The 24,367-nt window shown below is 63.7% G+C and carries 14 protein-coding genes and 3 pseudogenes; 6 read left to right on the top strand and 11 right to left on the bottom strand.

Annotated elements, in window-relative coordinates:
- Positions 1–26: 26 nt before the first annotated feature.
- Entirely contained in the window at positions 27–1,241 is a 1,215-nt protein-coding gene (locus BMIN_RS01140) for a putative ABC transporter permease (RefSeq protein WP_081648046.1), read from the bottom strand.
- 240 nt (positions 1,242–1,481) lie between these two features.
- Here BMIN_RS01140 and BMIN_RS07935 point away from each other — a divergent pair, with 240 nt between their 5' ends.
- The 4 genes from BMIN_RS07935 (at position 1,482) to BMIN_RS01120 (ending at position 7,988) form a co-directional block, all read left to right on the top strand.
- Positions 1,482–2,285 carry a hypothetical protein gene (locus BMIN_RS07935; protein WP_022861448.1) on the top strand — a complete coding sequence of 268 codons (804 nt, stop codon included), beginning with the start codon at positions 1,482–1,484 and terminating at the stop codon, positions 2,283–2,285.
- Between the two features lie 149 nt (positions 2,286–2,434).
- A complete protein-coding gene (locus tag BMIN_RS01130) occupies positions 2,435–5,176 on the top strand; it encodes a YhgE/Pip domain-containing protein (RefSeq protein ID WP_022861449.1) in 2,742 nt (913 codons plus the stop codon).
- Positions 5,173–7,362, top strand: a complete 2,190-nt coding sequence (locus tag BMIN_RS01125; protein WP_022861450.1) for a YhgE/Pip domain-containing protein — start codon at positions 5,173–5,175, stop codon at positions 7,360–7,362. The genes BMIN_RS01130 and BMIN_RS01125 overlap by 4 nt, the downstream gene beginning before the upstream one ends.
- Positions 7,363–7,385: 23 nt before the next feature.
- Entirely contained in the window at positions 7,386–7,988 is a 603-nt protein-coding gene (locus BMIN_RS01120; RefSeq protein WP_022861451.1) for a TetR/AcrR family transcriptional regulator, read from the top strand.
- 88 nt (positions 7,989–8,076) lie between these two features.
- Here BMIN_RS01120 and BMIN_RS01115 read toward each other — a convergent pair whose 3' ends face one another.
- From BMIN_RS01115 to BMIN_RS01085, 7 genes and pseudogenes are all read right to left on the bottom strand, one after another.
- Entirely contained in the window at positions 8,077–8,586 is a 510-nt protein-coding gene (locus BMIN_RS01115; protein ID WP_022861452.1) for an FMN-binding protein, read from the bottom strand.
- Positions 8,587–8,786: 200 nt separating this feature from the next.
- Positions 8,787–9,518, bottom strand: a pseudogene (locus BMIN_RS01110) (ABC transporter ATP-binding protein); the annotation flags it as partial.
- A gap of 185 nt (positions 9,519–9,703) precedes the next feature.
- Positions 9,704–10,882, bottom strand: a complete 1,179-nt coding sequence (locus BMIN_RS01105) for an ABC transporter permease (RefSeq protein ID WP_026647532.1) — start codon at positions 10,880–10,882, stop codon at positions 9,704–9,706.
- A complete protein-coding gene (locus BMIN_RS01100) occupies positions 10,872–12,167 on the bottom strand; it encodes an ABC transporter permease (RefSeq protein ID WP_022861455.1) in 1,296 nt (431 codons plus the stop codon). The genes BMIN_RS01105 and BMIN_RS01100 overlap by 11 nt, the downstream gene beginning before the upstream one ends.
- 10 nt (positions 12,168–12,177) lie before the next feature.
- Positions 12,178–13,511 (bottom strand): annotated as a pseudogene (locus BMIN_RS09130) (Fe-S-containing protein).
- 80 nt (positions 13,512–13,591) lie between these two features.
- Entirely contained in the window at positions 13,592–14,233 is a 642-nt protein-coding gene (locus BMIN_RS01090; protein WP_022861457.1) for an iron transporter, read from the bottom strand.
- Positions 14,230–16,092, bottom strand: coding sequence for an FTR1 family iron permease (locus BMIN_RS01085; RefSeq protein WP_081648048.1), 1,863 nt, complete (start codon positions 16,090–16,092; stop codon positions 14,230–14,232). The genes BMIN_RS01090 and BMIN_RS01085 overlap by 4 nt, the downstream gene beginning before the upstream one ends.
- A gap of 270 nt (positions 16,093–16,362) precedes the next feature.
- Here BMIN_RS01085 and BMIN_RS01080 point away from each other — a divergent pair, with 270 nt between their 5' ends.
- Entirely contained in the window at positions 16,363–17,526 is a 1,164-nt protein-coding gene (locus tag BMIN_RS01080) for an FAD:protein FMN transferase (protein WP_022861459.1), read from the top strand.
- Between the two features lie 67 nt (positions 17,527–17,593).
- Here BMIN_RS01080 and BMIN_RS01075 read toward each other — a convergent pair whose 3' ends face one another.
- From BMIN_RS01075 to BMIN_RS01065, 3 genes and pseudogenes are all read right to left on the bottom strand, one after another.
- Positions 17,594–19,459 (bottom strand): ABC transporter ATP-binding protein, encoded by a 1,866-nt coding sequence (locus BMIN_RS01075; protein WP_026647534.1) that lies wholly within the window; start codon positions 19,457–19,459, stop codon positions 17,594–17,596.
- A 130-nt stretch (positions 19,460–19,589) separates the two neighbouring features.
- On the bottom strand, positions 19,590–21,407 hold the full coding sequence (locus BMIN_RS01070) for an ABC transporter ATP-binding protein (protein ID WP_022861462.1): 1,818 nt from the start codon (positions 21,405–21,407) through the stop codon (positions 19,590–19,592).
- A gap of 215 nt (positions 21,408–21,622) precedes the next feature.
- Positions 21,623–22,104: pseudogene (locus BMIN_RS01065) on the bottom strand (MarR family winged helix-turn-helix transcriptional regulator).
- Positions 22,105–22,446: 342 nt separating this feature from the next.
- Between BMIN_RS01065 and BMIN_RS01060 the strand changes: the two are divergent.
- Positions 22,447–23,940, top strand: a complete 1,494-nt coding sequence (locus BMIN_RS01060) for an amino acid permease (protein WP_022861463.1) — start codon at positions 22,447–22,449, stop codon at positions 23,938–23,940.
- Positions 23,941–24,367 lie beyond the last annotated feature (427 nt).

Genomic DNA, 24,367 nt, shown 5'->3' with positions numbered 1-24,367 from the left:
CATACGCGACCCCAGCCGATTGTGCCCTACATGCGGCTCGACCGGCTGGGGTCGATATGCATGGTCTGGAAGCGGTGCGCCATGACGTCGTCGTTGAAGTGGGTGGCGAAGAAATCGGTGATCGGGGAGTCGGGCGTCCGGCCCGCCATCCTGCCGTACCAGCAGTCGAAGGCCATCAGCGTCATGGCGATGTCAATCGCCATCAGCACCGCGCACACGACGGTCAGCGAATACCGCACACGCCACGGGATGAGATTGATCAGGAACAGCGTCCGAGGCAGCAGGAACTTGACCCAGAGCACCGAAAGAAGTCCCCAGAAGACCATGTACTTGCCCGACGTTCTGCCCCCCATGGACAACCACTGGCCGGTGTAGTCCCACGCCGTGATGCCGAACGCGACCTCCATAAACCAGCTGACCAGATACTCGAACATCCCCCCGACGACCGCGCCGACGACGAAGATCAGCAGCGGGCTGGACCGCCACAGCCTGTTGAGGATGACGGTGAGAACAATCGCCCCGCATCCATAGATCGGAGAGAAGGGGCCCCACAGAAGCCCCGCACGATCCTCGAAAGTCCCCGACGTCACGAATCGGTACACCGTCTCCAGCGCCAGTCCGAAGACGCTGGCGATGACGAACAGCCAGAAGATGTTGAAGAAGTCGAGCGCGATATATCCGCGACCGGTGTCGTCCCTGCCGACCATCCCGCGGGCGACGTCCTTCTCATAGTCATCACGCTCATCCATCCTCCGCAGGGTGCGCTGAAGGCGTCTCTCCTCGATAAGCCCCGGATCGAGCTCGATCGACACTCCGATCAGCACGACGAGTCGCACGGCCGGCTCGGCCAGCGCGGGGACCACGCCTTCGAGAGACAGCGTCAGCGCACCCTCGAGAACCGTGGGAACGATGAGGACATAGGCCCAGCCCGCCGCGTGACGACGGCGATCCAGCAGAAGAAGGACGCCGAACACGATCAGACTCAGCCCCACGGCACTCTGGACGAGAATACGCGCGCAGAACAACAGGAAGGTGAGATCCAACGCGTCCACGCGCTCCTCACCATCGATGACACGACGGACGGCGACCACACCCGAGAACACGACCACAGGCAGCATGACCAGACCACCGACCAGCACGAACGCGCCGAAGATCCGGACCACCACGGACGAGACGCCACGGCGTCCCGACGGCGCCGACTCATCCCCGTCAACGCGCGCCCTCACGCGTCGAAAAGCCATGGTCGCCTCCCTGGAAATCCCCTCACTGACCTCAAACGTCTCCACGGTATCATCACATCCGGCGGCAAGCCACGGCATCCCGGCATTCATCAAACGCCCATAAACCATTCAGCCAGTCCGCCGCTACCACACAGCGACACACAGGATGAGCGGCTTAGCTGTAACCAGCAACGGACGAATTCCGGAACACCAGGTTCCGAAAGGACAGTCCACCGAGCATATCCGGAAAGGCAGAAGACCATGGACGCGCAGACCGGCACCACCACACCCACCACACCCACTCCACAGAAGCCACAGAAGCCACAAAGCCCAGTGGAGTCGCGGACCCCGCAGAAGCCCCAAACCGAGCGGCCCCAGTCTCCATCGGAGGCCGCCGCACGACAGGCCGCGACACGACAGGCGGCGGCACGGACCCGTCCGCAGAATCCACAGGCCGGAGACGGAGACACTTGGCCATCATCGTCGACTTATCAGAACGAGAACCCGGCATACGACGATGGGGGACATCCATACGAACAGAACCGCCCATCCACGGGAAACCGCCCATCGTATAACGGCGCATACACCGGAGCCTTCCCCCCGCAGCAGCAGTCCAACGCGTGGAACACGAACTACGACCCCAACGCCATGCAGGGTATGGCCTCCGGCGCCTTCCCTCCCCCCACGCCCGCGCAAAACAACCTTCCCGATCCCCTGGGACACGGCAGAACGCCGAAGGAGAAGCGGCACAGGATCCTCGTCATCGTGGCCGCCGTCGCGCTCAGCCTGGCGTGCGGCGCGGCGGGAGGCGCGGTCAGCGGCGCCATCATCTCATCGACCACCGGTGGATCGCAGTCCTCCTCGAACCAGTGGGGAGGAGGACAGATGGGAAGCCAGGGGATGATGCCTCAGGCGAACTCGAACGGCCTGTCCAACGGGGGATCGTCCAACGGGGAGTCATCCAACGGGGAATCCTCCGGGGGATCGTCATCCGGAGGCTCATCGTCGCAGGGGGACTCCTCATCGAGCTCGTCACTGGATGACTCCTACCAGCCCACCGTCTGACCAGCCCACCGTCTGGCCAGCCCACCATCTGATTCGTCGACCGCCTCTGAACACGCTTCGCCGGAAGCGAACACGCTACGCTCCACGTAGCGCTACGAATAGCGTATCGTGTTATCGGCACAACAAGCACGCGATATTCAGGGGCGGGAATGACGACGGTACTGCGAATCCTCAAACGCGACATACTGCGGATCGTCCGCGTCCCAACGGTCTGGATCGTCATTCTGGGCCTGATCTTCCTCTCGCCGCTCTACGCATGGTTCAACATCATCGGGTTCTGGAACCCCTACGGCAACACGGGCGCCATCCGCGTGGCCGTGTCCAACGAGGACAAGGGCGCGACCGAAAAGGGTCTGGGAACGATCAACCTGGGGCACGAGCTCGTATCCACCCTCAAGTCGAACGACGATCTGGGCTGGACCTTCATGGACTCGTCGACCGCTCTGGACGAGGTGCGCTCAGGATCGAGCTACGCGGCCATCGTCATCCCCTCAAGCTTCAGCGCGGACATCATCGGCGTCATCAAAGGGACCTCTCCACAGCCGAAACTCCAGTACTACGTCAACGAGAAGATCAACGGCATCGCCGCCAAAGTCACCGACACCGGCGCAACCACCGTGGAACGCGAGGTCAACAGCGCCTTCGTCGCCGCGGTGAGCCGCGTAGTGGCGTCCACCATCAACAAGGGAGCCGAATCGCTCTCCGCGAACACCTCGTCCACAAGCAGCGCGGTCGTCAAGGACATCACCACGGTCCGACGGAACATCGCCATATTGGAGTCCGTCGTCGACGACCTCGACGCAACCCTCTCATCGGTCCCCAAGCAGACCGCCAGAGCCCGACAGTCCATCGCGACGACCCAGAACGCAGGGATACAGATGGCGGCATCCCTCAAATCAACCTCCGCGTTGATCTCCTCCACGCAGTCCTCGCTCAACACGCAGACATCCGCGGCATCCAGCTCGCTCGACTCCGCGTCCTCCCTGCTCTCGCAGGCCGCGTCCGGAACCAACCTCACCATCTCGGCACTGGCCGCGCAGCTCACCCAGGCGAACGGAACCGTGGGAACGGCCATTGACAAGGCGCAGCAGGTCAACTCGGACACCCAGGACATCATCGACGCGCTCGAGGCGCTCGACATCACCGGAATCGATTCGATCGTCCGCACGCTGGATCAACGCAACGAATCCCTGGGCACGATCATCACGAGTATGGGGACATTGAACACCAGCCTCGACTCGACGATCAGCAGCACGGCATCCAGCTCATCCGCGGTCGCCGATGCCACCCAGTCCAGTCTGACCACGGCCGACAAGGCCCGGTACTCGCTGAATTCATCGGCCCTTCCGCAGCTCAACACCGGTCTGACGAGCCTGTCCCAGGCGGCCTCCACCCTCAGCGGGCAGCTCACCGGGCAGGACGCCCTCCTCGCCCAGACGACGACCATCCTCAATCAGGCGGACGCCATCGCCAAGACGACGCGGGCCTCGCTCGCCTCGACCAAATCCGGGCTGAAGCGCGTCGATTCCAAACTGGACAGCCTCTCCACCGATCTGACCGCGCTGGGGAACTCGACGGCTCTGACGGATCTGCTGGGAAGCAACGGCAAACTCGACGTGTCGCGGATCACCGCTTTCATGCTCTCCCCCACCGTGCTGTCGACAACGACCGTATATCCCGTGGACTCCTACGGATCCGGGATGAGCCCACTGTTCACCAATATCTCGCTCTGGGTCGGCGCGTTCGTGCTCATGGTCATCGTCAAGCTCGAAACCGACGACGAGGACCTCGACGAGATCCCCACTCCCTCGCAGCGCTACTGGGGGCGTTGGCTTTTTCTGGCGATCCTCGCGACGTTCCAGGCCCTGGCGACGACGATAGGCGATCTCGTGATCGGCGTGCAGACGGCCAGCCCCGGCATGTTCATCCTCACGGGCGTCATCACCTCGCTGGTCTATCTGAGCATCACCTACGCGCTGTCGACGACCTTCATGCATGTGGGCAAGGGACTATGCGTCGCGCTCATCATGATCCAGATACCCGGCGCCTCGGGAATATACCCCATCGAGATGATGCCGCGGTTCTTCCGGATCCTCTACCCCTTCTTCCCCTTCACCTACTCGATCTCGGCGCTACGCGAGACCATCGGCGGATTCTACGGCCTGCACTGGCTGACGGACATCCTCAAGCTTCTCGTCTTCGCCATTCTCTCCTTCGTCCTCGGCCTCGTCATCCGGCCCCATCTGGCGAGCGTGAACAAGCTCTTCGCCCGCGAGATCAAGGACGGCGACATGATCCTCTGGGAACCCGTGCAGCTCCCCGGCGGCGAATACCGCCTCTCCCAGGCCATCCACGCGCTGTCCGACCGGGACGACTATCGCAAGGCCATCGAGGCACGGGCCTCGGCCTTCGCGGTGAGATATCCCCGGCTCAAGCGCGGCGCGTTGATAACCGGGATCCTCGTCCCGGCCATCCTCGTCATCGTGTTCTCCCTGACGACGGGGACCAAGCTCCTGTCCCTTGCAGTCTGGGTCGTATGGATCCTTCTCATCATCGGATTCCTCATGGCCATCGAGCTTATGCGCGACAGCATCGAAAGACAGATCCGCCTGGGCTCGCTCAGCGACGACGCGATCCGCGGAGCGATAACGCAGTCCCATAGCGCATGGGCATGGGCATGGGCCCGTCATCCCGACAACCGACGTCCCGCCTCGCATCCGGCCCATGCCGCGGGGAGCCCCGCAGCCGACGCAGCAGACACGACTACCGTGGCCGCGACCGACGCAGCCGACGACGCAGCCGACACGATCACCATTCCCGCGGTGTCCGCGGACGGCCAGTCTCCGACCATGGACGGCCCGGCCATCTCCCAGGAAGGAGGCGCGCGATGAGGGCGATAGGACGACTGTTCATCGACGACATACGCCACATCACCAGCAACATCGTCTCGATCATCATCGTCATCGGGCTGATCGTGATACCAGGTCTTTTCACATGGTTCAACGTGGCGGCGAGCTGGGACCCCTTCGCCAACACGGGAAATCTCAAATTCGCCATAGCGAACACCGACGAAGGCTACAAAAGCGATCTCATCCCGGTGCGCATAACGGTCGGGGACCAGGTGGTCGACAACCTCCGCGCCAACAGCCAGCTCGACTGGTCGTTCACCTCCAAAAAGGACGCCATCGACGGCACGAAGTCGGGCGAGTACTATGCCGCGGTGATCATCCCCAAGGATTTCAGCAAACGGATGATGACCTTCTTCTCGGGGGACGGGGCGAACTCGCAACTGACCTATTACACCAACGAGAAGCTCAACGCGCTGGCGCCGAAGGTGACCGGACAGGGCGCGGATGAGATCGCGGCCGAGATCAACGAGACGATGGCCAAAACGATGGCCACGACGGCGCTGGGCATCGCTTCGGACATCGCCGACCAGCTGGACAAGCCCGAGGCGCGCACGTGGCTGACGACCTTCGCCAGGAACATGTCCGACGCCGGCGACCAGCTGACGGCGGCGGCGCAGAACGTCAGCTCCTACGCCGCGCTCATGTCGGGATCGCAGACACTCATCACCTCGTCACGAAGCCTGCTGTCGCAGACCGGCGGCAGCGCGGAATCCGCACGCAAGGACATCGACAAGACGACGGCCGGCGTAACCGACGTCTCCTCCGCATTGACCTCGGCGATCTCCACGCTGACGGCCGCGCTGGAGGAAAGCTCATCAAGCATCTCCTCGGTGAGCGACAGCATCGACACCACCTTCTCCAACGCCTCGTCGACGTCATCCGCCGCGTCGGACAGCCTCAGGGCGCAGGCCAGCCTCGTGGACGATCAGATCAAGGAGTACGAATCCATCCGCGACTCCGTCAAGGATCTGGCGTCGCAGGCATCCGACCTCCCGGCCGCGGCGAAGGCCCTCAATCGCATCGTCGACCGCCTCGACACCGTGATATCCCGACTCACCTCGGTACGCGACGCGCTGACCTCATCCGCGGACGACATCGACGCAAAGGACGCGGACGTCCAGAAAACCCACAAGCAGGCAGCAAAGCTCGCGGACCAGGCGTCGGCGGAGATAGCGGCGGCGAGCAAGGCGGTCGACGGATCGTTATCCCCGCAGATCTCGGACATCACCTCGGGCATCCAACAGGCCGCGGATACGCTGTCGGGCAACTCCCGCAACCTCGACGACGCGCTCGCCGACCTTCGCACCAGCACGAACACCGCATTGACGGACATCGACAAGGTCCACACGGTACTGACGAGCACGGCGAACCTTCTCGACCATACGGCCACGACGATCAATGATTTCACGACCCGTCTCACCAAGGCCCTGGACAGCGACGACATGGACGCCGTGCGCAAGATACTCGGCAACGACTCCGAAACCCTCGCCGCGACGCTCGCCGCACCCGTATCGCTGACCCGTCACGTCCTGTACCCCGTCGCGAACTTCGGCGCCCAGATGACGCCCCTGTACACGTTCCTCCCTCTCTGGGTCGGTTCGTTGCTCATGGCCGTCACCCTGAAGACCAACGTGTCCAGAAGGCGCAGAACGGCTTTGGGCGATCCCAGGCCCCATCAGATGTTCCTTGGACATTTCGGCGTCTTCGCGGTGATCGCGCTTCTGCAAAGCACGTTCTCCTGCGGAGGGACGCTGCTGTTCCTGCGCGTCCAGACCGCCCACCCCATGCTGTTCATGCTTGACGGCTGGGTCAGCTCGCTGGTGTACTCCTTCTTCATCTACACGCTGGTCGCCAGCTTCGACAACGTCGGCAAGGCCATCGGCGTCATCTTCCTCGTCGTGCAGATATCCGGCTCGGGAGCCGCCTACCCGATGCCCATGCTGCCCGAATTCATGAGCTACATCAGTCCCTATCTGCCCATAACCCATTCCGTGACCGCAGTGAGGGCAGCGATCGCGGGAATCTACGACAACGACTACTGGATCGCCCTCGGCAAGCTTCTTCTTTTCGTTCCGCCGATGCTGCTCCTCGGCCTTGTCCTGCGCAAGCCCCTTGTCAGACTCAACCGCTCCTATTCGGCGGCGGCGGAACGCACCCGGTTGCTGTAAGGGGAAGGAGCACGGAACGAACGATGACCGGAGCAAGCACCAGGGAACGCACCCGAGAGGAAACGGACCGTAAGATCACGCAGACCATGCTGGAGATCGCAGCCTCGCGCGGAGTGGGCGCCATCACCATCGAGGAGGTCGCGCGCCGCAGCGGCGTGGCCAAGACCACGATCTACCGCCGGTACCGCAACTCCGAGGACATGCTGCATAAAATCGGTACGCTGGAGATGGCCGGATCGCAGGAGCTCTCGAACCTCGAACCCAGCAAGGACAGCCTGAGGCTTCTGCTGGAAAGGATCCGCGAGCGCTTCGCCACCGGGATCGGAATCAGGGCCGTAAGCGTGCTGCTGTCCTCCAGCAACGACTATTTCAGCGGAATCATCGACCAGGCCATCGTCCCGGAGCTCCAGCATTTCAGCGACTTCATCGCCAGAGGACAGAAGGCCGGGGTGTTCCGCCATGGAATCCATCCCAAATTCCTCTTTGAGACGATCATCGGATCCATGGTCGCGGCGCAGGCTCTTTCGGACACGGACAACGACGCCGCCACCTGGTCCGAGCGCATGACGGCGCTGCTGTGGCCGGCCATCACCGACCGGCCATCATCATCAGCCCAGATCTCGTAGCGGCCTCACAGCGACACCCCCGCAGCAGCGGCCTCACAACGACCTCGTCCCGCCCCCCGTCTCCATCACTCCATCACTCATCACTCCATCAGGAGACGGAGGCCTGTTCCCTCGTCAGCTCCAGAGCCTTGTTGAAGGCCTCGCTCGTCCAACTGGCTCCCGCCACGGTGTCGATGGAGAGCCCCTTGAGAGGACGTCCTACCACCACGGATGAGATGCTCGACGCGAAGGCCTTCTGATGCTTCTTGGAAATGGCGTTGTCCGGATTACCCGTGACCTTGACGGATTCCACCGTGCCGTCCTTCAGCGTCAGACGCACGTCGATGCTGTCCTCGCGGATGGGTCCGTACTCCCCGCGGGTCGAATACGTCCCATCGCGGTACCGTCCCGTGTCAGCCGATGACGAGGACGACGACCCGGATGAGGACGAGGAGGATGAGGACGACGACCCCGAGGACGACGACGACGACCCGGCCGAGGACGATTCAGCCGAGCCGCCGGCATAGTCGTCATCCAACGGAACCGCGCGAGCCCCGCAGCCCGCCACTGTCAAGGCCACGGCAGCCACGGCCGGAACGGCCAGACGCACATCCACCATCAGCGTCCCTCTTCCGCATGACCATCAGAGGCGAAGTCCTTACTGATATCGACCTTGCCGGCTTTGGCCGGACTGACGAATCCGTCGGATCTTCCCGGCGTCGTTCCACCATGGGTCGTTCCACCATGCGTCGTTCCACCATGGATCGCACCATCATGCGTCGCACCATCATGGGTCGCGCCATCCGAATCCACCCGCTCCTGCGCCGTCTCGCGCGCCGAACCGGAGGACGCGGGACGGCCCCCCGCCCGTTCGTACTCCTTCCGTGCGGACTCGTCGTTCCACCGCTCCCCCGCGAGCACACCATGGTTGAGCATGATCTCCCTTTCGGAACAGGACGCGACCGTGGCGTCGTGCGTCACGACGATGATGGTCGTTCCGCCCTTGTGCAGACGCCGGAACAGATCAAGCACGATGGCCTCGTTCGCCTCGTCAAGATTGCCCGTGGGCTCGTCCGCGAGGATCACCCGAGGACTGTTGATCAGCGCGCGGGCCACGCACACCCGCTGCTGCTCGCCGCCGGACAGCTGACGCGGAAGATGCCTGGCCCGATCGCCAAGACCCACCTCCTCCAAAGCCCTCATGGCCTCACGCTCGTCGACCACCGAGTGGTAGTACTGCGCCACCATCACGTTCTCCACCGCGGTGAGATGCGGAACAAGATGGAACTTCTGGAACACCAGTCCGACCACGTTCTTGCGCACGCCCGCCAGCTGCGCGGAAGTGAGGTCCTCCAGACGCCGCCCGTCGATGGACACCGATCCCGAGGTCGGCGTGTCCATGCAGCCTATGATGTTCATCAGCGTCGTCTTGCCCGATCCCGACGACCCCACGATCGACAGCCACTGGCCCTGGGGCACCGTGATGCTCAGATCATCCACCGCATGGAGATCGCCGTACACCTTCGACACATGGTCCAGCTCCACGAGCATCGGCTTCCTCGTGGTCCGGGAATCAGAACGCCCCTTGTCGCCACCGGTCCCGTTATCGTCCAACACCCTGCTATCGTCCAATACCCCGTCACCGTCCAATACCCCGTTGCCGTCCAATACCTTGTCGCCTGCCTTCCGATCGTTCCGCGCCACGGACGCCATCCTTTCCCGTCCTCTCATCACGCTCACTCCTCCCTCAAGACCACGGCCGGATCGATGCGCGAGGATCTGCGCAACGGCGGCACCGAGGCCAGAATCGCCATGACCACGCTCACGAAAACCGAACCCGCCGCCAACGGCCAGCTCATATCCAGGGAACGGTCGAACACCACGGTGGTGAGCGCCGCCGCGAACACATACCCCAGCGCGGTGCCGAGGACTCCCCCCAGCAATCCGTACAATCCGGACTCCACCAGAAACTCCGAGGCGATGCCGGCGTTCGACGCGCCCAGGGCCTTGCGCAGTCCGATCTCGTTCCCCCGCTGGGAGACGATCGACGATATGGTGGTGGACACCCCGACGAAGGTCAGAACGAGAACCACCACCGACACGATCCAGAACAGGGTGCGCAGCATGGTGATGATGCGCGTGTCCGCCGCGGTGATGCGCGTGACCGTCCTCGCCGACACGTGCATCGACGTCATGTCGTTGATCGCCTCGACGGTCTGCTCCAGCCCCTCATCCGACGCCTGCGTGGAGTATTCGATCACGTCCACGCCGCGCGACGACTTCGCGAGCGCATCCACGTCGGAATTCACGGCGTAGATCATCCCATCCTCGGAACCACCCGTATCCACGATCCCCGCGACGCGGAACTCGGTCCCCTTCGTGTCGAGGATGTCATCCGACCCCTGGGAACGGTAGGCGATGGCGACGGTCCCCCCAACCTTGAGCTCCATGGCGTCGGCGACATCGCGCCCGACCATCACCGAACCGGACGACGGCCAGGCGCCGTCCACGCTCCAATGCCCGTTCAGGGTTCTGACCGACGCGACGCTGATCCCGGCGATCACGTAGGACGCGGCGTTCACGCGGACGTTCTCGTAGCGATAGGTCGCATACGTCGCCTCCGCCCGAGCTCTCACCATCGACGTCGTGTGATCGACCATCGCCTTGTCGATTCCGCCCTTGCTTTCCCACGTGGAATCAGGCGTGACGATGAGGTTCGCCCCATACGACCGCATCTCACGCGTCATCTGCTGCGGGACGGCCAGGCACACGGCCGCCAGGCAGAACAACGTCGCGGCGCCCACCACGGACGACACGATCGCCATGACGGCCCGGGACCGCCTGCGGAACACCGCACCCCGCAGCATCGCGAGGAACATGCGGGCATTCGACTCCATGGGCTTTCTACCGGCCATGCAACACCTCCGCGGGACGAAGTCCCAGAATCGAGCGAATCGACGACAACGACGCCATAAGAACCGTCACGGTGAGCAGAACCGCCACCAGAACGAAAACCATCGGCCGCATCGTCACGCCGGAGCCGAACACGACATGACCGATCAGCTGTGCCACGGCGGACCCCAGACCCGCTCCCACCAACGCCCCGACACCTGATATGGCGGCCGTCTCGGCGAGAATCAGACGCGACACGGCGCCATCAGTCGCTCCCACGGCCTTCAACAGGGCGAGCTCGTCGGAACGCTCCGCGATGGATGCCGCCATTAGATTGGCCACGGCCACCGCGGCGGCCAGAAGGCTCAGCGCGGTCATCAGGATCATCACCGACTGGGTCTTGCGAAGCACGCTCCCCTGCAGGGCGGCCACCTGCCGAACCTGCTTGGCCACCACTCCCGGTATGGCCTGCTCGATCTGGTACGCGATGGAACTGGGGTACGCCGTGCAGTACCACGTCTCCCACTCCTCCTGGGTCAGCGCGGCGGGATTGCGCGCGGCCTTGCGGGCCAGATCGTTCTCCGGGGTGGTCAGGGCCTTGACCTCGATGGAGCTCACCTTCCCCGGCAGATCGACCAGCTTCTGGGCCAGGGAGGATGACATGTACAGCGATCCGTCATCGTCATCCCCCGAATCGACCACACCGACGATCTTCACGACCTGCGACCGGCCGTCATCGGTGAGCGTGACGGAATCCCCGACCCCCACCCCCAGGGTGGAGGCCAGCGTCCTGCCGATCATCGCCTGATCGGTGCCGTCCTTGGCCCACGAGCCCTCGACCTTCCACCATGAGCGCATACCCCGTACGCCCGCGGTGCTCGTCTCACCGGAATCCACCGAGACGCTTTTCTCGAACCACGTGCCCACAATCGGGATCCTGGTGGAGCCCGCCATCACGTGAACGGTGAGCTTCGGCGCGAAGTCCACGATGTTGTAGGCCCAGAAGATGGTTTTGATCGCGGGGGCCTGCGACTCCTCGATGAACGACGTGGGATCCCCGCCGCTCGACGCCGAGCCAGTCCCATCCGACGATCCGTACAGGTCGTCGACCACCGCGTCCGCCTTCGGCTGCACGGTGATGTTCGACCCGTAGGTGCTCAGCTCCGCGTTCAGCTTGTCTCCCACATCGAAGACGACCCCCAGCATCGCGACCGAAACCGTGGCCGACAGACACACGGTGAGCGCGATGAGCAGACGTCGACGAAGCTGTCTGCTGAAGGACCGATAGACCATTCTCATGAAGAACATCGCCGCCGCCTTACTGGAAATGCGAACTCAAGGCGTCGAGAACCGACGTCTGGATGACGATCCTGCCGTTCTGCGTCGTGTAGTCGAAGGGGATGGGATTGCATCCGCCCTTGAACCCGATCGTCGCGAGATTGATCGCCACCTCGCATCTCTTGCAGATGATTTTGCCGTCCTTCTCGTAGTATCCGGCGTCGCCGCAGTTCTCGCAGGCGTCAAGCCCGACCCCGTAGGCGCCACCGTTCTTTTTGATGATGATGAATCGCATGACCGTGCCATCCTTGGCCGTGTATTCGAAGCGGTGCAGATGGCCGTCGTCGACCTGGGCGAACGTGATGGTGGCCACCCCCTGCGACAGCGAGTACTTCTCCGGAGGCGACAGGTTGATGACCTCGGTGGATCTCGCCACGCCAACGGTCAGCGTCAGAACGACCATGACCATCGCGCATGCGCTCCATACCGCGGAGACGATGGCATGGCGGCGTCGAGCCCTCACGATGCGGGCGCGGGCATGGCCGGCCCCCACCAAACCGTCCTCGCCGGCGTCCACCCGGCGTCCATCGCCGGAGGGCACGGCAGAGGGTACGGCGGGGGGATGGCGGATCCCCACCAGAAGACTGAATCCCGCAGGGAAAAGGAACACCAGGCCTGCGCCATGATGAGCCAGTCGTTATGGTTGATCGACCATGCCAGAACGACGAACAGACGCATGGGGAACGACGGATCGCGCGCCTGAATGATCTGCAGAAGGGCGGTGAGATGCTGCATCCAGATGATCGCGACAAGAACGGCGGCAGCACCGACGAACCAGACACGGACCCGCGGCGTGGACCACAATGTGCGGAAGATGGCCGCCACGACGATGCTCAGACCAATCCCCAGAACGAATCCGGACGCGCGAAGAAGCATATCCGACGTGAAGACCGGGTCCCCCGGCTCAACCCAGATGGTGAGCTCCAGAATCACGTCCGGGACGGCGAAGAAGACGGTAAGCGCGATCATGATGGCCGACAGGGCGTTGGCCAGACCCACGAGCCAGCGCCGCGAGCGCCATTCGCGGACGATCCGCGTGGACGCCGCCACCGCCACGATCACCGCGGGATCGACGACGGCCAGCACCATCAGCACCGGATAGTTGACGAACGTGCGCTGGTTCACCACGGCCGTGGCGCGCAGCGCGGCGAAAACGACGGCCGCCGCCATTCCCAGAACAAGGCCCCAGAGTCTCCACCCATGGCTGCGCGGGCGCCGGCGGCCCTCCCCGACGGAGAACACGACCGACAGCGACATGACCAGAAGGGCCGGGCCGAGCACGCCCGGCATCACCGAGACGAATTGTTTGAGCATTGCCTATCCTTGGATCGCGACGGACCAAAGCCCCGGAAACACGCGCGTGAACGCGGATTTCCGAGGCCGGCCCCCATCGACTACCACTCGCGTGGCGTGTAGTTCCATCCGTCGAAGGTCACCGTCAACGGCGTCGTCCAGAAGCGACCTTTGACCCCGGTCTCGGAATCGACGTGAAGCATCCATCCGCGCTTCGCGGGGGATTCGATCGACAGCTTGAGCTTGTAGGTCCCGGCCTTCTCGAGCTTCACATTGGCGCCGTAATGCGATCCGTCCGACGCGTTCATCTGCATGAAGGTTCCGGATGTGGCCTTGCCTCCCTCGACCTCCTTGCCGGTGGACGTGTCGATGATCTCGTAGTTCACGGTCAGGTCGGGGATGAAATCGCCCTTGCCGTATCCAAGGGTCGTGGCCTTGCTGTTGCCGTGGATGTCGGCCTCGAGGTGGAAGCTCGCGTCCGCCGCCTTGAGTCCCATTCCGGACGGCTCCATGTCGACCGGCTGGAAGTAGACCGCGCCGACCATGAGGATGCCGACCTCCTGATCCTGGTTCGAGCCGACGGGAACCTCCTCGAATCCTGCGGAATCGGACGTCGATGAGCTCGACGATGCGTCCGATGCCGTGGATGAGGTCCCGCTGGTTGACGACCCGCATCCGGCGAGAACAAGAGCCCCGGAAAGTGCGAGCGCCACAAGGGCCGCGAGTGTGCTCTTCTTTTTCATTGCTGTTGTTCCTTCTCCTGTTTGTTGTTGTCTCCGACTGCTGACTTGGCCTCGTCCGCCGGCTCGCCTTCGACCGCCGGCCTGGCCTCGGCTGCCGGCATGACCCGGCGTCCGCGCGAACCGGCACGGCTCGACGCCCACCCCACGCGCATAAGGACGACCACGGCCACGGCGGCCACGATCTGCGCGATCAGCGTCTCCCTGTACGGATACAGGCCAAGCCAGTCGCTTGTGGGAACCCCCACCACGTAATACGCGTCAACGAGGTCGCCCTCGATCAGCGCATGCACGCCTCCCCCCGCGAAGGCGACGACCAGCACCGCCATCAGAACGCTGGTGACGATGAAGAAGGGTCGGATGGGAATCTTCACGGACGTGTATCGAATGAGCAGGAACACGGCAACCAGAACGACGGCAGCGCACAGCGCACCGAGCCAGACGCCGGTGGTGTCGCCATCGGTCATCGACAGCATGGCCTGATAGAAGATCACGGTCTCCGCACCTTCGCGGAACACCGTGAGGAAGCTCAGCACAACCAACGACAGAAGGCTCCCGGCGGACACGGCGGACACGGTTTTGGCCGCGATGTAGCTGTTCCAGGCCTCCACCGACGATTTCGACAGCATCCAATTGCTGGTGTAGAGAAGCATGAGCATGGCCACCAGAGCGACGATGCCCTCGGTGATCTCCTGCTGCGGCCCTGACCCGCCGAACAGCATGGTGAACGCGAACGCGAGGATTCCGCTGGCGACAAGACCCAGAACGATTCCCAGATACACCCACCTGGTCATGCGACGGTTTCCGGATTTGACGAGGTAGGCCACGATGGCGGCGACGACGAGAATCGCCTCCAGCCCCTCACGAAGAAGAATCAGGAAGGCCTGACCGAAGGAACTGGTCACGAAGCGGGTGACGGGATTCACATCGGAGCCCGAACCCGCGTCCAGAGTGGCCGCGTCCTGAACGAGCATGGATTTCAGACCCGTCACCAGGGTCTTCACGTCTTTGGTCGACATTGTGCCGGCCATCATCGCCTGCCGGGTCTCCTTGAACCGGTATTCGACCTGCGAGACGCGGCTTCCGCTGATCACGTTCATGACGTTCTTCTCGAAGCCGAGCTTCTCGTAATACTGGTAGTAGGCCTCGTTGACCAGCTCGGCGCCCGCGCGGCCATCCTCCGCGGCGTAACGCGCATACGCCCGATCGAGTATTCTGGACATGTCGTCGGCCACATCGGCCCAGGTCCTGTCGCCCTTGCCGGTGTTCTTCTTCTTCGCGGCGTCAAGCCGTTTGCGGTCGGCCGCTACCTGCGCGGCCTGCTCCTTGGCGTATCGTGACGGCGAGACCAGAGATTTCGTGGCATCGAGCGTCGTCGCGGCCGTCGACAGGCCCCGGGCGATCCCATCGACGCCTTTGGCGATGGCGTCGGCGTTTCCCCCGGAGAAGAACAGCGTCTGCACGGTGGTGAATTGGTCCTGCAGGCCCGTCTGGGTGTCCGATCCTATGGTGTCGCGCACGACGGCCGCGAAATTGGATGCCACGTAAAGCGAGTTGTAGGCGGACATGAACGTCGATGAAGCGGTGGACATGTCCCCTGCGGCGTACTGGTCGCGTGCCGTCTCGATCTGCGTCGCGACGGCGGACGCCACGTCGGACCACGTCGCGTAGCCCGTGGCTGAGGTCGGCGACGCCGTGGAGGTCTCGGAAATCGCGACGGTTGCGGCTGGGACGAGGTCGGCGGAGGCGCGTGAGGGCGACCATACCCCCGCAGCCGCGACGGCGGCCAGAAGCACCACGACGAACGCCGACACCAACGCGGACGGCGGCATGCGCCGTCGAGACCGCATGATGACATCCATCGTCTGTTCTCCCATCTTTCCTCCGTTTGATCCGACCTGCGCCGAATCGGATCGAATCACATTGCTCCGCCCCGCCGACGGCGACGGATGAAATCCACATCTCAAGCTAGAGGAAACGGGGTGAAACACCAGTCTTGTTTTTTGTGCCGAATCGTTGTAATAGGAGGCCGCTCACCTCGGGCGTTTCCATCGATTCTTCTTATGTCGGAACGTCATCAATCTCAGAATGTGGACGCTCATGGCAAAAAATCCAAGCGCTAGCATGGGGACATGCGCACCGAACGGGATCACTCCGGACGGGGAACCCCCGTGGGTCTCCCCCGTCTCTCCACCGGTCTCACGGCACCGGGCGAGAACCCCGACCACGTCCAAGAACCCGATGACGTCCGGAAACCCGCTGCCCCCACGACTCTCGGCGTCCCTCATAGGGAAGCGCCCCTGCGCCATCGGCTGGCGTTCCCCCATGCGCTGGGCACGGGAATCATCATCCAATCGGAGGATCCCGTCCGAGAGGCCATCCGATCGCGTCTCGCAGGGCTTATCGAGGATTTCGAGGCGACGCTCTCCCGCTTCCGCGAGGACTCTCCAGTGGGAGCCATGGCCCGCGCCACGCACGGCGGCACCTTCGAATTTCCCGAATGGTCGTCGCCGCTGTTCGACCTCACGGACCGCTTCGTGGATCTGGGAGGCGGACGTATTGATCCCTGCGTGGGCGAGGATCTCATGAGGCTGGGCTACGGCGCCGACCTCACGTTCCATATGACGGCCGATGCCCCCGAGCATCTGGGAAGCCTCCACGGACGGCCGACATGGAGGCGTGATGTCATCAGAAGCGGGACCACGCTGCGCACCCACGCTCCCGTGCATCTGGATTTCGGCCTATGCGGCAAAGGTTTTCTCGTGGATCTCATAGCCATGGTCCTGATGGACGACGACCCGGAGCGCGGGTTCCTCGTCAATGCGGGCGGGGATATGAGGGCGCGCGTTCGGGAGCCGCTTTCGGTCGGTCTGGAGGATCCCCGCGACGAGGAATCGGGAGTCGGAATCGCGAGACTGTCGTCCGGGGCGTTATGCGCGTCGTCGCCGAGCCGCCGTCATTGGCGGGCATCCGCCACTCTGGACGCGCATCATCTCATCAACGCGCTGGACGGAATGCCCGTGACGGACATCGCCGCCACATGGACCCACGTGCCGGCCCCGAACCACGTACCGGATCGGACCCACGTGCCCGACCGGAACCACGTGCCCGACCGGGACGGAGAAGAGCCGACGACCGCGTATCCGACGGCCAAGGCCGATGGACTGGCCACCGCGCTGTTCCTGCTGCCGATGGAGACCCTTCTGCCGCTTCTTCCCTTCAGCTGCCTGACGCTGTCCGCCGATCTCCATGCGACGGTCGGCGGCGACTTCCCGGGAACGGTGTTCACGTCCTGACGCGAATCCTCCCGCCGCACCACGTGCCACACCACGTGCCACACCACGTGCCTCGCACGACGACGCCCTAGCCCATATCCCCCAGCGCGAACTGGCTGTTGTACAGGTCAGCGTAGAATCCCCCGGCCGCCAGAAGCCCGTCGTGGGTGCCGCGTTCGACGATGTCCCCGTGGTTCATGACGAGGATCATGTCGGCGTTGCGGATCGTGGACAGCCTGTGGGCGATGACGAAGCTCGTGCGGCCCACGGTCAGCGCGTCCATCGCCTTCTGGATCAGCTCCTCGGTGCGGGTGTCGACCGACGCGGTCGCCTCGTCGAGGATCAGTATCGGAGCGTCGCGGACCATGGCCCTGGCGATGGTGAGCAGCTGCCGCTGCCCCTGGGAAAGCTGCGAATCGCCCTCGATCATCGTGTCGTAGCCTTCGGGAAGCGAACGGATGTAACGGTCGAGCCCGACGGCGCGGCACGCGGCCTCCACCGCCTCGTCCGAAACGCCGGACTGCGCGTACCGCACGTTCTCGCGGATGGTCCCCCGGAACACCCAGGTGTCCTGAAGAACCATGCCGAACTGCTCATGGACGTTCGAACGGGCAACGGACCGGGTGTCCACGCCATCGATGCTGATCGAGCCATCGGATATCTCATAGAAGCGCATCAGCAGGTTCACCATCGTCGTCTTCCCCGCTCCCGTCGGCCCCACGATGGCGACCTTGTCGCCCGCCGGGACGACGGCGGAGAAGTCATGGATGACGGTTTTGTCCGGGTCATATCCGAAACGGACATGGTCGAACACGACATTCCCCCGAACCGGCACATCGCGGCCGTCAGCGTCGCGTCCAAGCAGCCGGGGCTTTCGCGACTCGTCGGGCATGCGCGGCTCCTCGAGGAAGGCGAAAACGCGCTCCGAGGCGGCGGCGCACCGCTGAAGGTTCTGAAACGCCTGAGCGAACTGGGCCAGGGGTTGGGTGAACAGACGGATGTACATCATGAACGCCACGATGACGCCGAAGGAGATCGTTCCGTCCATGGCGCGCGCCGCGCCCACCACGCACACGACCACGTAACCCAGGTTGCCGACGAGGTTCATCAACGGCATCATGAGACCCGAGAGGAACTGGCTTTTCCATCCCGAATCGTACAGATCGGCATTGTACCGTTCGAAGCGACGGATGGCGTCGCCTTCGCCGCTGTACGCCTTGACGACGACATGGCCGGCGTACATCTCCTCGACGTGTCCGTTGACGTCGCCCAACGCCTCCTGCTGTCTGACGAAGAAGCGCTGCGAGACGCCCATGATGACGCCCATGATGGCCATGCCAAGCAGGCTCGCGCCGATCGCCCACAGCGTCATGACGACGTCGTTGCGGAACATCATCACCAATGAACCCACGAACAGCGTCGACGAGGTTATGAGGGATCCCAACGACTGTCCCAGTGTCTGTCCGATCGCATCCACGTCATTGGTGATGCGTGACAGCACGTCGCCGTGGCTGGTGCGATCGAAGTATCTCAGCGGAAGGGCGTTGATGGCTTCGCTGATGGACTCGCGCAGACGCTGGGCGGTGCGCTGCGTGACGTCCGCCATGATCCAGCTCTGCAGATAGCCCAGCAGCGCGTATCCCGCGTACAGTCCCACCAGGATCCACGCGATGCGTCCCACCGCGGACAGGTCGACGGATCCCACGACGGGTTTTCCGTTGACCAGCGCGGGAAGGCCCTTCAGAATCTCATTGGTGATGTCCCGAAGCCTGTCGGGACCGATGATCTGGCACACCGTGCCGGCCGCTCCCAGAACCAAAGCCACGATGGTCACCGGAACATAGCGTCTGCTGAACCTCGCGAGCTTCGCCATCACCGTTCCGAAGTCGTCGGGCCGTTCGACCACGCCTGCCCGTGGCCCCGGTCCACCGTGTCCCGGTCCGCCGCGGCCCATACGTGCATGTCCCATACGTGATTCCGCCATCATCCACGCTCCTTGTCCGCCATGCCGCGCACCGCGCCACGACGCGTCACGGCCCGACCACCGACGACCACCGGGGCTCCACCGTCCCCATCCATACGCCTCATGCGCCCAGCTCGCTCTCCGTCAGCTGCGACTCGGCGATCTGCCGATACACCTCGCAGGTCGCCAGCAGCTCACGATGGGTGCCCTGTCCGACCACCTGGCCGTCGTCAAGGACGACGATGCGGTCGGCGTCCATGATCGTGCCCACGCGCTGGGCGACGAGAAGAACCGTCGACTCGGACATCCGCGCCTTCAGCGCCTCCCGCACGGCGCGATCGGTTCGGAAGTCGAGCGCGCTGAAGGAATCGTCGAAAACCAGTATCGACGGATCGCGATACACGGCCCTGGCGATGGACAGACGCTGCTTCTGCCCTCCCGATACGTTGTCCCCGTCCTGGGAGATCCGAGCCTCATAACCGCCCTCCATCTGATCGATAAATTCCTCGGCCTGAGCGATCCGGGCGGCGCGTCTGACCCGTTCGGGATCCGCCGCGGCCGAGTTTTCGGTCACCGGCAGGTCCGCACCATCTTCGCCGCCGCCGACGCCGACGCCCCGCCTCCGATCGCCATAGGCGATGTTGGACGACACCGTCCCCGAGAACAACACCGATTTCTGCGGGACATAGCCGATTCTGTCCCTCAATGACATGATGTCGTAATCACGCACGTCCACGCCATCCACCAGAACCTGCCCTTCGGTGGCGTCGTAGAACCGAGGCACGAGGTTGACCAGCGTGGATTTGCCCGATCCGGTGGATCCGATGAACGCCACGGTCTGCCCGGGACGGGCGACGAAGCTCACATCGCGAAGCATCGGCTCACGCGACCCCGGATAGGTGAACCCCACGCCACGGAACTCGACGGTCCCGCGCATCCCGGGCTCACCGCCGCGCCTGGCGCCGGAAACGACGGTCGGCTTCGTGTCGATCACCTCGAGAACGCGCCGAGCCGAGACGTCCGCGCGAGGAAGCAGCACGAACACCATGCTCATGAGAAGGAACGCCATGATCACCTGCACGGAATAGCTGGAGAAGACCACCATGTTGGAGAACAGCGTGAGGCGGTCGGCCGCCCCCGCGTTCTGGATGAGGTAGGCGCCGATCCAGTAGACGGCGAGCATAAGACCGTTCATGACCGTGTTCATCAGCGGCATCATGACGGCCATGGAACGATTGGTGAACAGCTGGGTGTCGGTGAGCTCGCGGTTGGCCTCGTCGAACTTCCTCTCCTGATACGCCTCCGCGTTATAGGCCCTGACGACGCGCAGACCCGTGAGGTTCTCCCTCGCAACGTCGTTGATGTTGTCGGTCAGACGCTGCATGCTTCGGAACTTGGGAAGGACCATCCGCATGAGGATCGCCACGGCGATCATGAGTATCAGGACCGCCACACCGGTGGCCAGCGTCCATTCGAAGCCTTTCCCCGCGATTTTGACCAGCGCCCAGACCGCCATGATCGGCGCTCTGACAAGCAGAAGAAGCCCCATCGTGATGAAGGTCTGGATCTGGGTGATGTCGTTGGTGGACCGGGTGATCAGGCTGGCCGTCGAGAAGCGTCCCATCTCCTCGGGCCCGAAGGACTCCACCGACGAGAACTCCAATGAGCGCAGCCGCTGTCCGAATGAGGCCGCCACCCGTGCGGCGATGAATCCGGTGGCCACGGCGCACAGAACCGATCCCAGGGACACGAGCAGCATCTTGCCGCCCGCGATCCAGATGTCGCGCATCTGGCTTCCGGGCGTCTGGACCAACGTCGTGATGTCTGACATGTAATCCGGGAGGCGCAGGTCGAGCCACACCTGGCCGACGACGAACAGAAGGCCGACGACCAGCTGGCCGACCTCCTCCTTCGATAGATACCGGGAGATACGAAGCATGGGATTCCTTCCCGCCGCGCCATGGGGATTCGGACGTCCACTGGCTGGAACGGCAACGGGACACGGTGGAGGTCAGCGAGTCGGCATGTGCGTCTCGATACAGTGCGACTGAAGCATGATACGTTCAACACCTTCAACTGATAGTTTCTTACGCTGTTAGATAATTAGCACGGAAACCGTGGCGGCGCCACCCGGAGCGCGTCGGACGAGGCCCGTCAATCCCCGTCGGGAGCGAAGGCCGCCGCAATCTCCTCCGCGGAAGGACGCGGCTCGCCCGGTTTGCACAACGACATGTACGTGGAGAACTCCTTGGTCAGAGCGACGAACTCGCGGGTCCGCCGCTCCCCCATCTGCTGGAAGATCCAGCAGATCGACGAACGCATCTCCTCGTATCCCCGCTCGACCTCCTCGCGACCCAGCGAGGTGAGGTTCACCAGAACAGTTCGACGATCGTCGGGATCCATGTCGCGGGTGACGAACCCCTTGCGCTCCAACACCGTCAGCAGCGCCGAGATCCGTCCGGAACTCGCCCGCAGCGCCGACGCCAGCTGCGACGGCGTGCTTGTGCCGTGCCGCTGCAGATAGCGCAGGACGAAGGGCTCCCCTTGCCCGCGCGCATCAGCCGCGTCTGCATCTGCGACCGGCTCGCGGCCACCGTGGCGAACAGCCCGTCCAAGGCCTCACGCTCATACCCCACGACGCAATCTCCTCCCTCAACATCCGCCGGCCAGCACGTCGGCGCCACCGGACACGGCACGACCCCGTCCAAGGACGCGCAACCGGGCCACGGACGCCATGGCCATCCCGGAAACGTCCGTTCCGAAAAAGTCCGTCCTGAAAGAGCCCGGAATCCCTGCGCGACTCCGTCATCCTCGTCAACATCTTACCCATGAAGGTAATATGACGCATCGATTACGCCGTCGGCGACCATCATGCGGCTGGCGGTTCCACCACGGTGCACGGCACCGCCTACAGTGAGAACTCGGCAACCATGACCGACGACCGCGGAAGACGCGGCCAAGGGGGACGAGGGAACAGCATGGCCAACGAGACGACGCGGTCCGCACCGGCCGGGAACCAGTCGGACGCGCACGGCGCATCCACGGGCGACGACGGCACGGAACTGAGCAAAACGCTGAAGAACCGACACATCCAGCTCATCGCACTGGGAGGCGCCATCGGGACGGGCCTGTTCTATGGGTCGAGCGAGTCGATCCAACTGGCGGGACCGGGAATACTCCTCGCCTATCTCATCGGCGGGGCGATGATATTCCTCATCGTCAGGGCGCTGTCCGAGATGAGCGTGGAGGATCCCAGAGCGGGGGCGTTCAGCTACTACGCCAGCCGGTACTGGTCGAAGCGCGCGGGCTTCGTCTCCGGCTGGAACTACTGGTTCAACTACATTCTGGTGTCCATGGTGGAGCTGTCCGTGGTGGGCACCTTCGTCAACTACTGGTTCCCCTCCATCCCGGCCTGGGTATCGGCGGGGGCGTTCCTCGTCCTCATCACCGCGGCGAACCTTCTGGGCGTGAGCCGGTTCGGTGAATTCGAGTTCTGGTTCGCCATCGTGAAGATCGCGGCCGTCGCGGCCATGGTCATCGGCGGCATCGTGGTGATCGCGCTCGGCCTGTCGACGGTCTCAGGCGTCACGCCATCGTTCATGAACTGGTTCACCGTTGGAGGCGGGTTCCTTCCCCACGGCGTGATGAGCAGAACGGCGGACGGCCAATGGACGGGCCTGGCGATGGCGCTGTGCGTGGTGATGTTCAGCTTCGGCGGCACCGAGCTCATCGGCATCACCGCAGGGGAGGCCGAGAACCCCAGACGCACGATCCCCAAAGCCACGAACGGCGTCATCTGGCGCATCCTGCTGTTCTATATCGCCGCATTGGGTGTGATCATGGCGGTGGTGCCGTGGAATACGATCGACGGCGACAGCAGCCCCTTCGTGCAGATCTTCGACTCCGTGGGCATCCACGCCGCCGCGGGAATCCTCAACTTCGTCTGCCTCACCGCCGTGATGAGCGTGTACAATTCCAGCCTCTACGCCGACTCCCGGATGCTCTACTCACTGGCCAGACAGGGCAATGCGCCACGCTATCTCGGGAAGCTCAACCATCGTGGGGTTCCGGCCGCCGGAGTTCTCACCTCCGCGGGAATCACGGTGATCGCCGTCGTCGTGGTATTCCTCTGGCCCTCCTTCGCGTTCAACTATCTGATGTCCATCGCCACCATCGCCGGGATCATCAACTGGGGAATCATCATGATCACCCAGCTGCACTTCCGTCAGGCCGTAAGACGCGGGGACGGGCCGAACAAGCTGGCGGGACGGACCGGCGACGAGGCCATCGCCTCTCTGCGCTTCCCCCTGCCGTTCGCGCGGGTCACCCCATGGGTGGTTCTGGTCTTCCTGCTTCTTGTGGTCGTGCTGATGTGCTTCTCTCCCAATTATGTGGTCGCGGCCATCGCCGGACCCGTCTGGATCGTCATCCTGCTTCTGGGATACGCGGCCACGGCCCGCCACGCGCGATAGACCGTTGACCACGGTCCGTCCTAGGCTGGATTCCGCAACCGAACGGGAGCCCCAGAGACCGGGCTGAGAGGAAGTCGCGGAGACTTCGACCGTCAACTTGATGCGGATAATGCCGCCGTAAGGATGACAGTTGCATTCGGATGATTCTCCGCGCCGTTCCTGACGCTCTGCCCCCATCGCACGGCATGCCACCGTTGTATGGGCGGCGTCCATTCCCGATCCCGCGCATAACAGAACAGACACAACAGACGCACGCGACAACGGCGGAAGAATCAGGCCGCGGTCAGGGGTCGACGAAGGGGCGCACCACCTCACAGGGTACGGTTCCTTCGTCGACCCCTTTTTCGATTCCGGGATCCACCGGACCCATCGGACCGCACGAACCTTCCCGGCCGCCGCGTGGCGTCCTCACGGAAAGGACAGGACC

Source organism: Bifidobacterium minimum (assembly GCF_000741645.1).
In the GTDB taxonomy this organism is placed as follows: Bacteria; Actinomycetota; Actinomycetes; order Actinomycetales; family Bifidobacteriaceae; genus Bifidobacterium; species Bifidobacterium minimum.
Note: the sequence above shows the minus strand (reverse complement) of the source record. Positions and strands in the feature narration are given on the sequence as shown.

Coding starts and splice junctions, on each gene's coding strand:
- BMIN_RS01140 (WP_081648046.1), bottom strand. CDS start 1,241: ATGGCTTTTCGACGCGTGAGGGCGCGCGTTGACGGGGATGAGTCGGCG.
- BMIN_RS07935 (WP_022861448.1), top strand. CDS start 1,482: ATGGACGCGCAGACCGGCACCACCACACCCACCACACCCACTCCACAG.
- BMIN_RS01130 (WP_022861449.1), top strand. CDS start 2,435: ATGACGACGGTACTGCGAATCCTCAAACGCGACATACTGCGGATCGTC.
- BMIN_RS01125 (WP_022861450.1), top strand. CDS start 5,173: ATGAGGGCGATAGGACGACTGTTCATCGACGACATACGCCACATCACC.
- BMIN_RS01120 (WP_022861451.1), top strand. CDS start 7,386: ATGACCGGAGCAAGCACCAGGGAACGCACCCGAGAGGAAACGGACCGT.
- BMIN_RS01115 (WP_022861452.1), bottom strand. CDS start 8,586: ATGGTGGATGTGCGTCTGGCCGTTCCGGCCGTGGCTGCCGTGGCCTTG.
- BMIN_RS01105 (WP_026647532.1), bottom strand. CDS start 10,882: ATGGCCGGTAGAAAGCCCATGGAGTCGAATGCCCGCATGTTCCTCGCG.
- BMIN_RS01100 (WP_022861455.1), bottom strand. CDS start 12,167: ATGTTCTTCATGAGAATGGTCTATCGGTCCTTCAGCAGACAGCTTCGT.
- BMIN_RS01090 (WP_022861457.1), bottom strand. CDS start 14,233: ATGAAAAAGAAGAGCACACTCGCGGCCCTTGTGGCGCTCGCACTTTCC.
- BMIN_RS01085 (WP_081648048.1), bottom strand. CDS start 16,092: ATGGATGTCATCATGCGGTCTCGACGGCGCATGCCGCCGTCCGCGTTG.
- BMIN_RS01080 (WP_022861459.1), top strand. CDS start 16,363: ATGCGCACCGAACGGGATCACTCCGGACGGGGAACCCCCGTGGGTCTC.
- BMIN_RS01075 (WP_026647534.1), bottom strand. CDS start 19,459: ATGGGCCGCGGCGGACCGGGACACGGTGGACCGGGGCCACGGGCAGGC.
- BMIN_RS01070 (WP_022861462.1), bottom strand. CDS start 21,407: ATGCTTCGTATCTCCCGGTATCTATCGAAGGAGGAGGTCGGCCAGCTG.
- BMIN_RS01060 (WP_022861463.1), top strand. CDS start 22,447: ATGGCCAACGAGACGACGCGGTCCGCACCGGCCGGGAACCAGTCGGAC.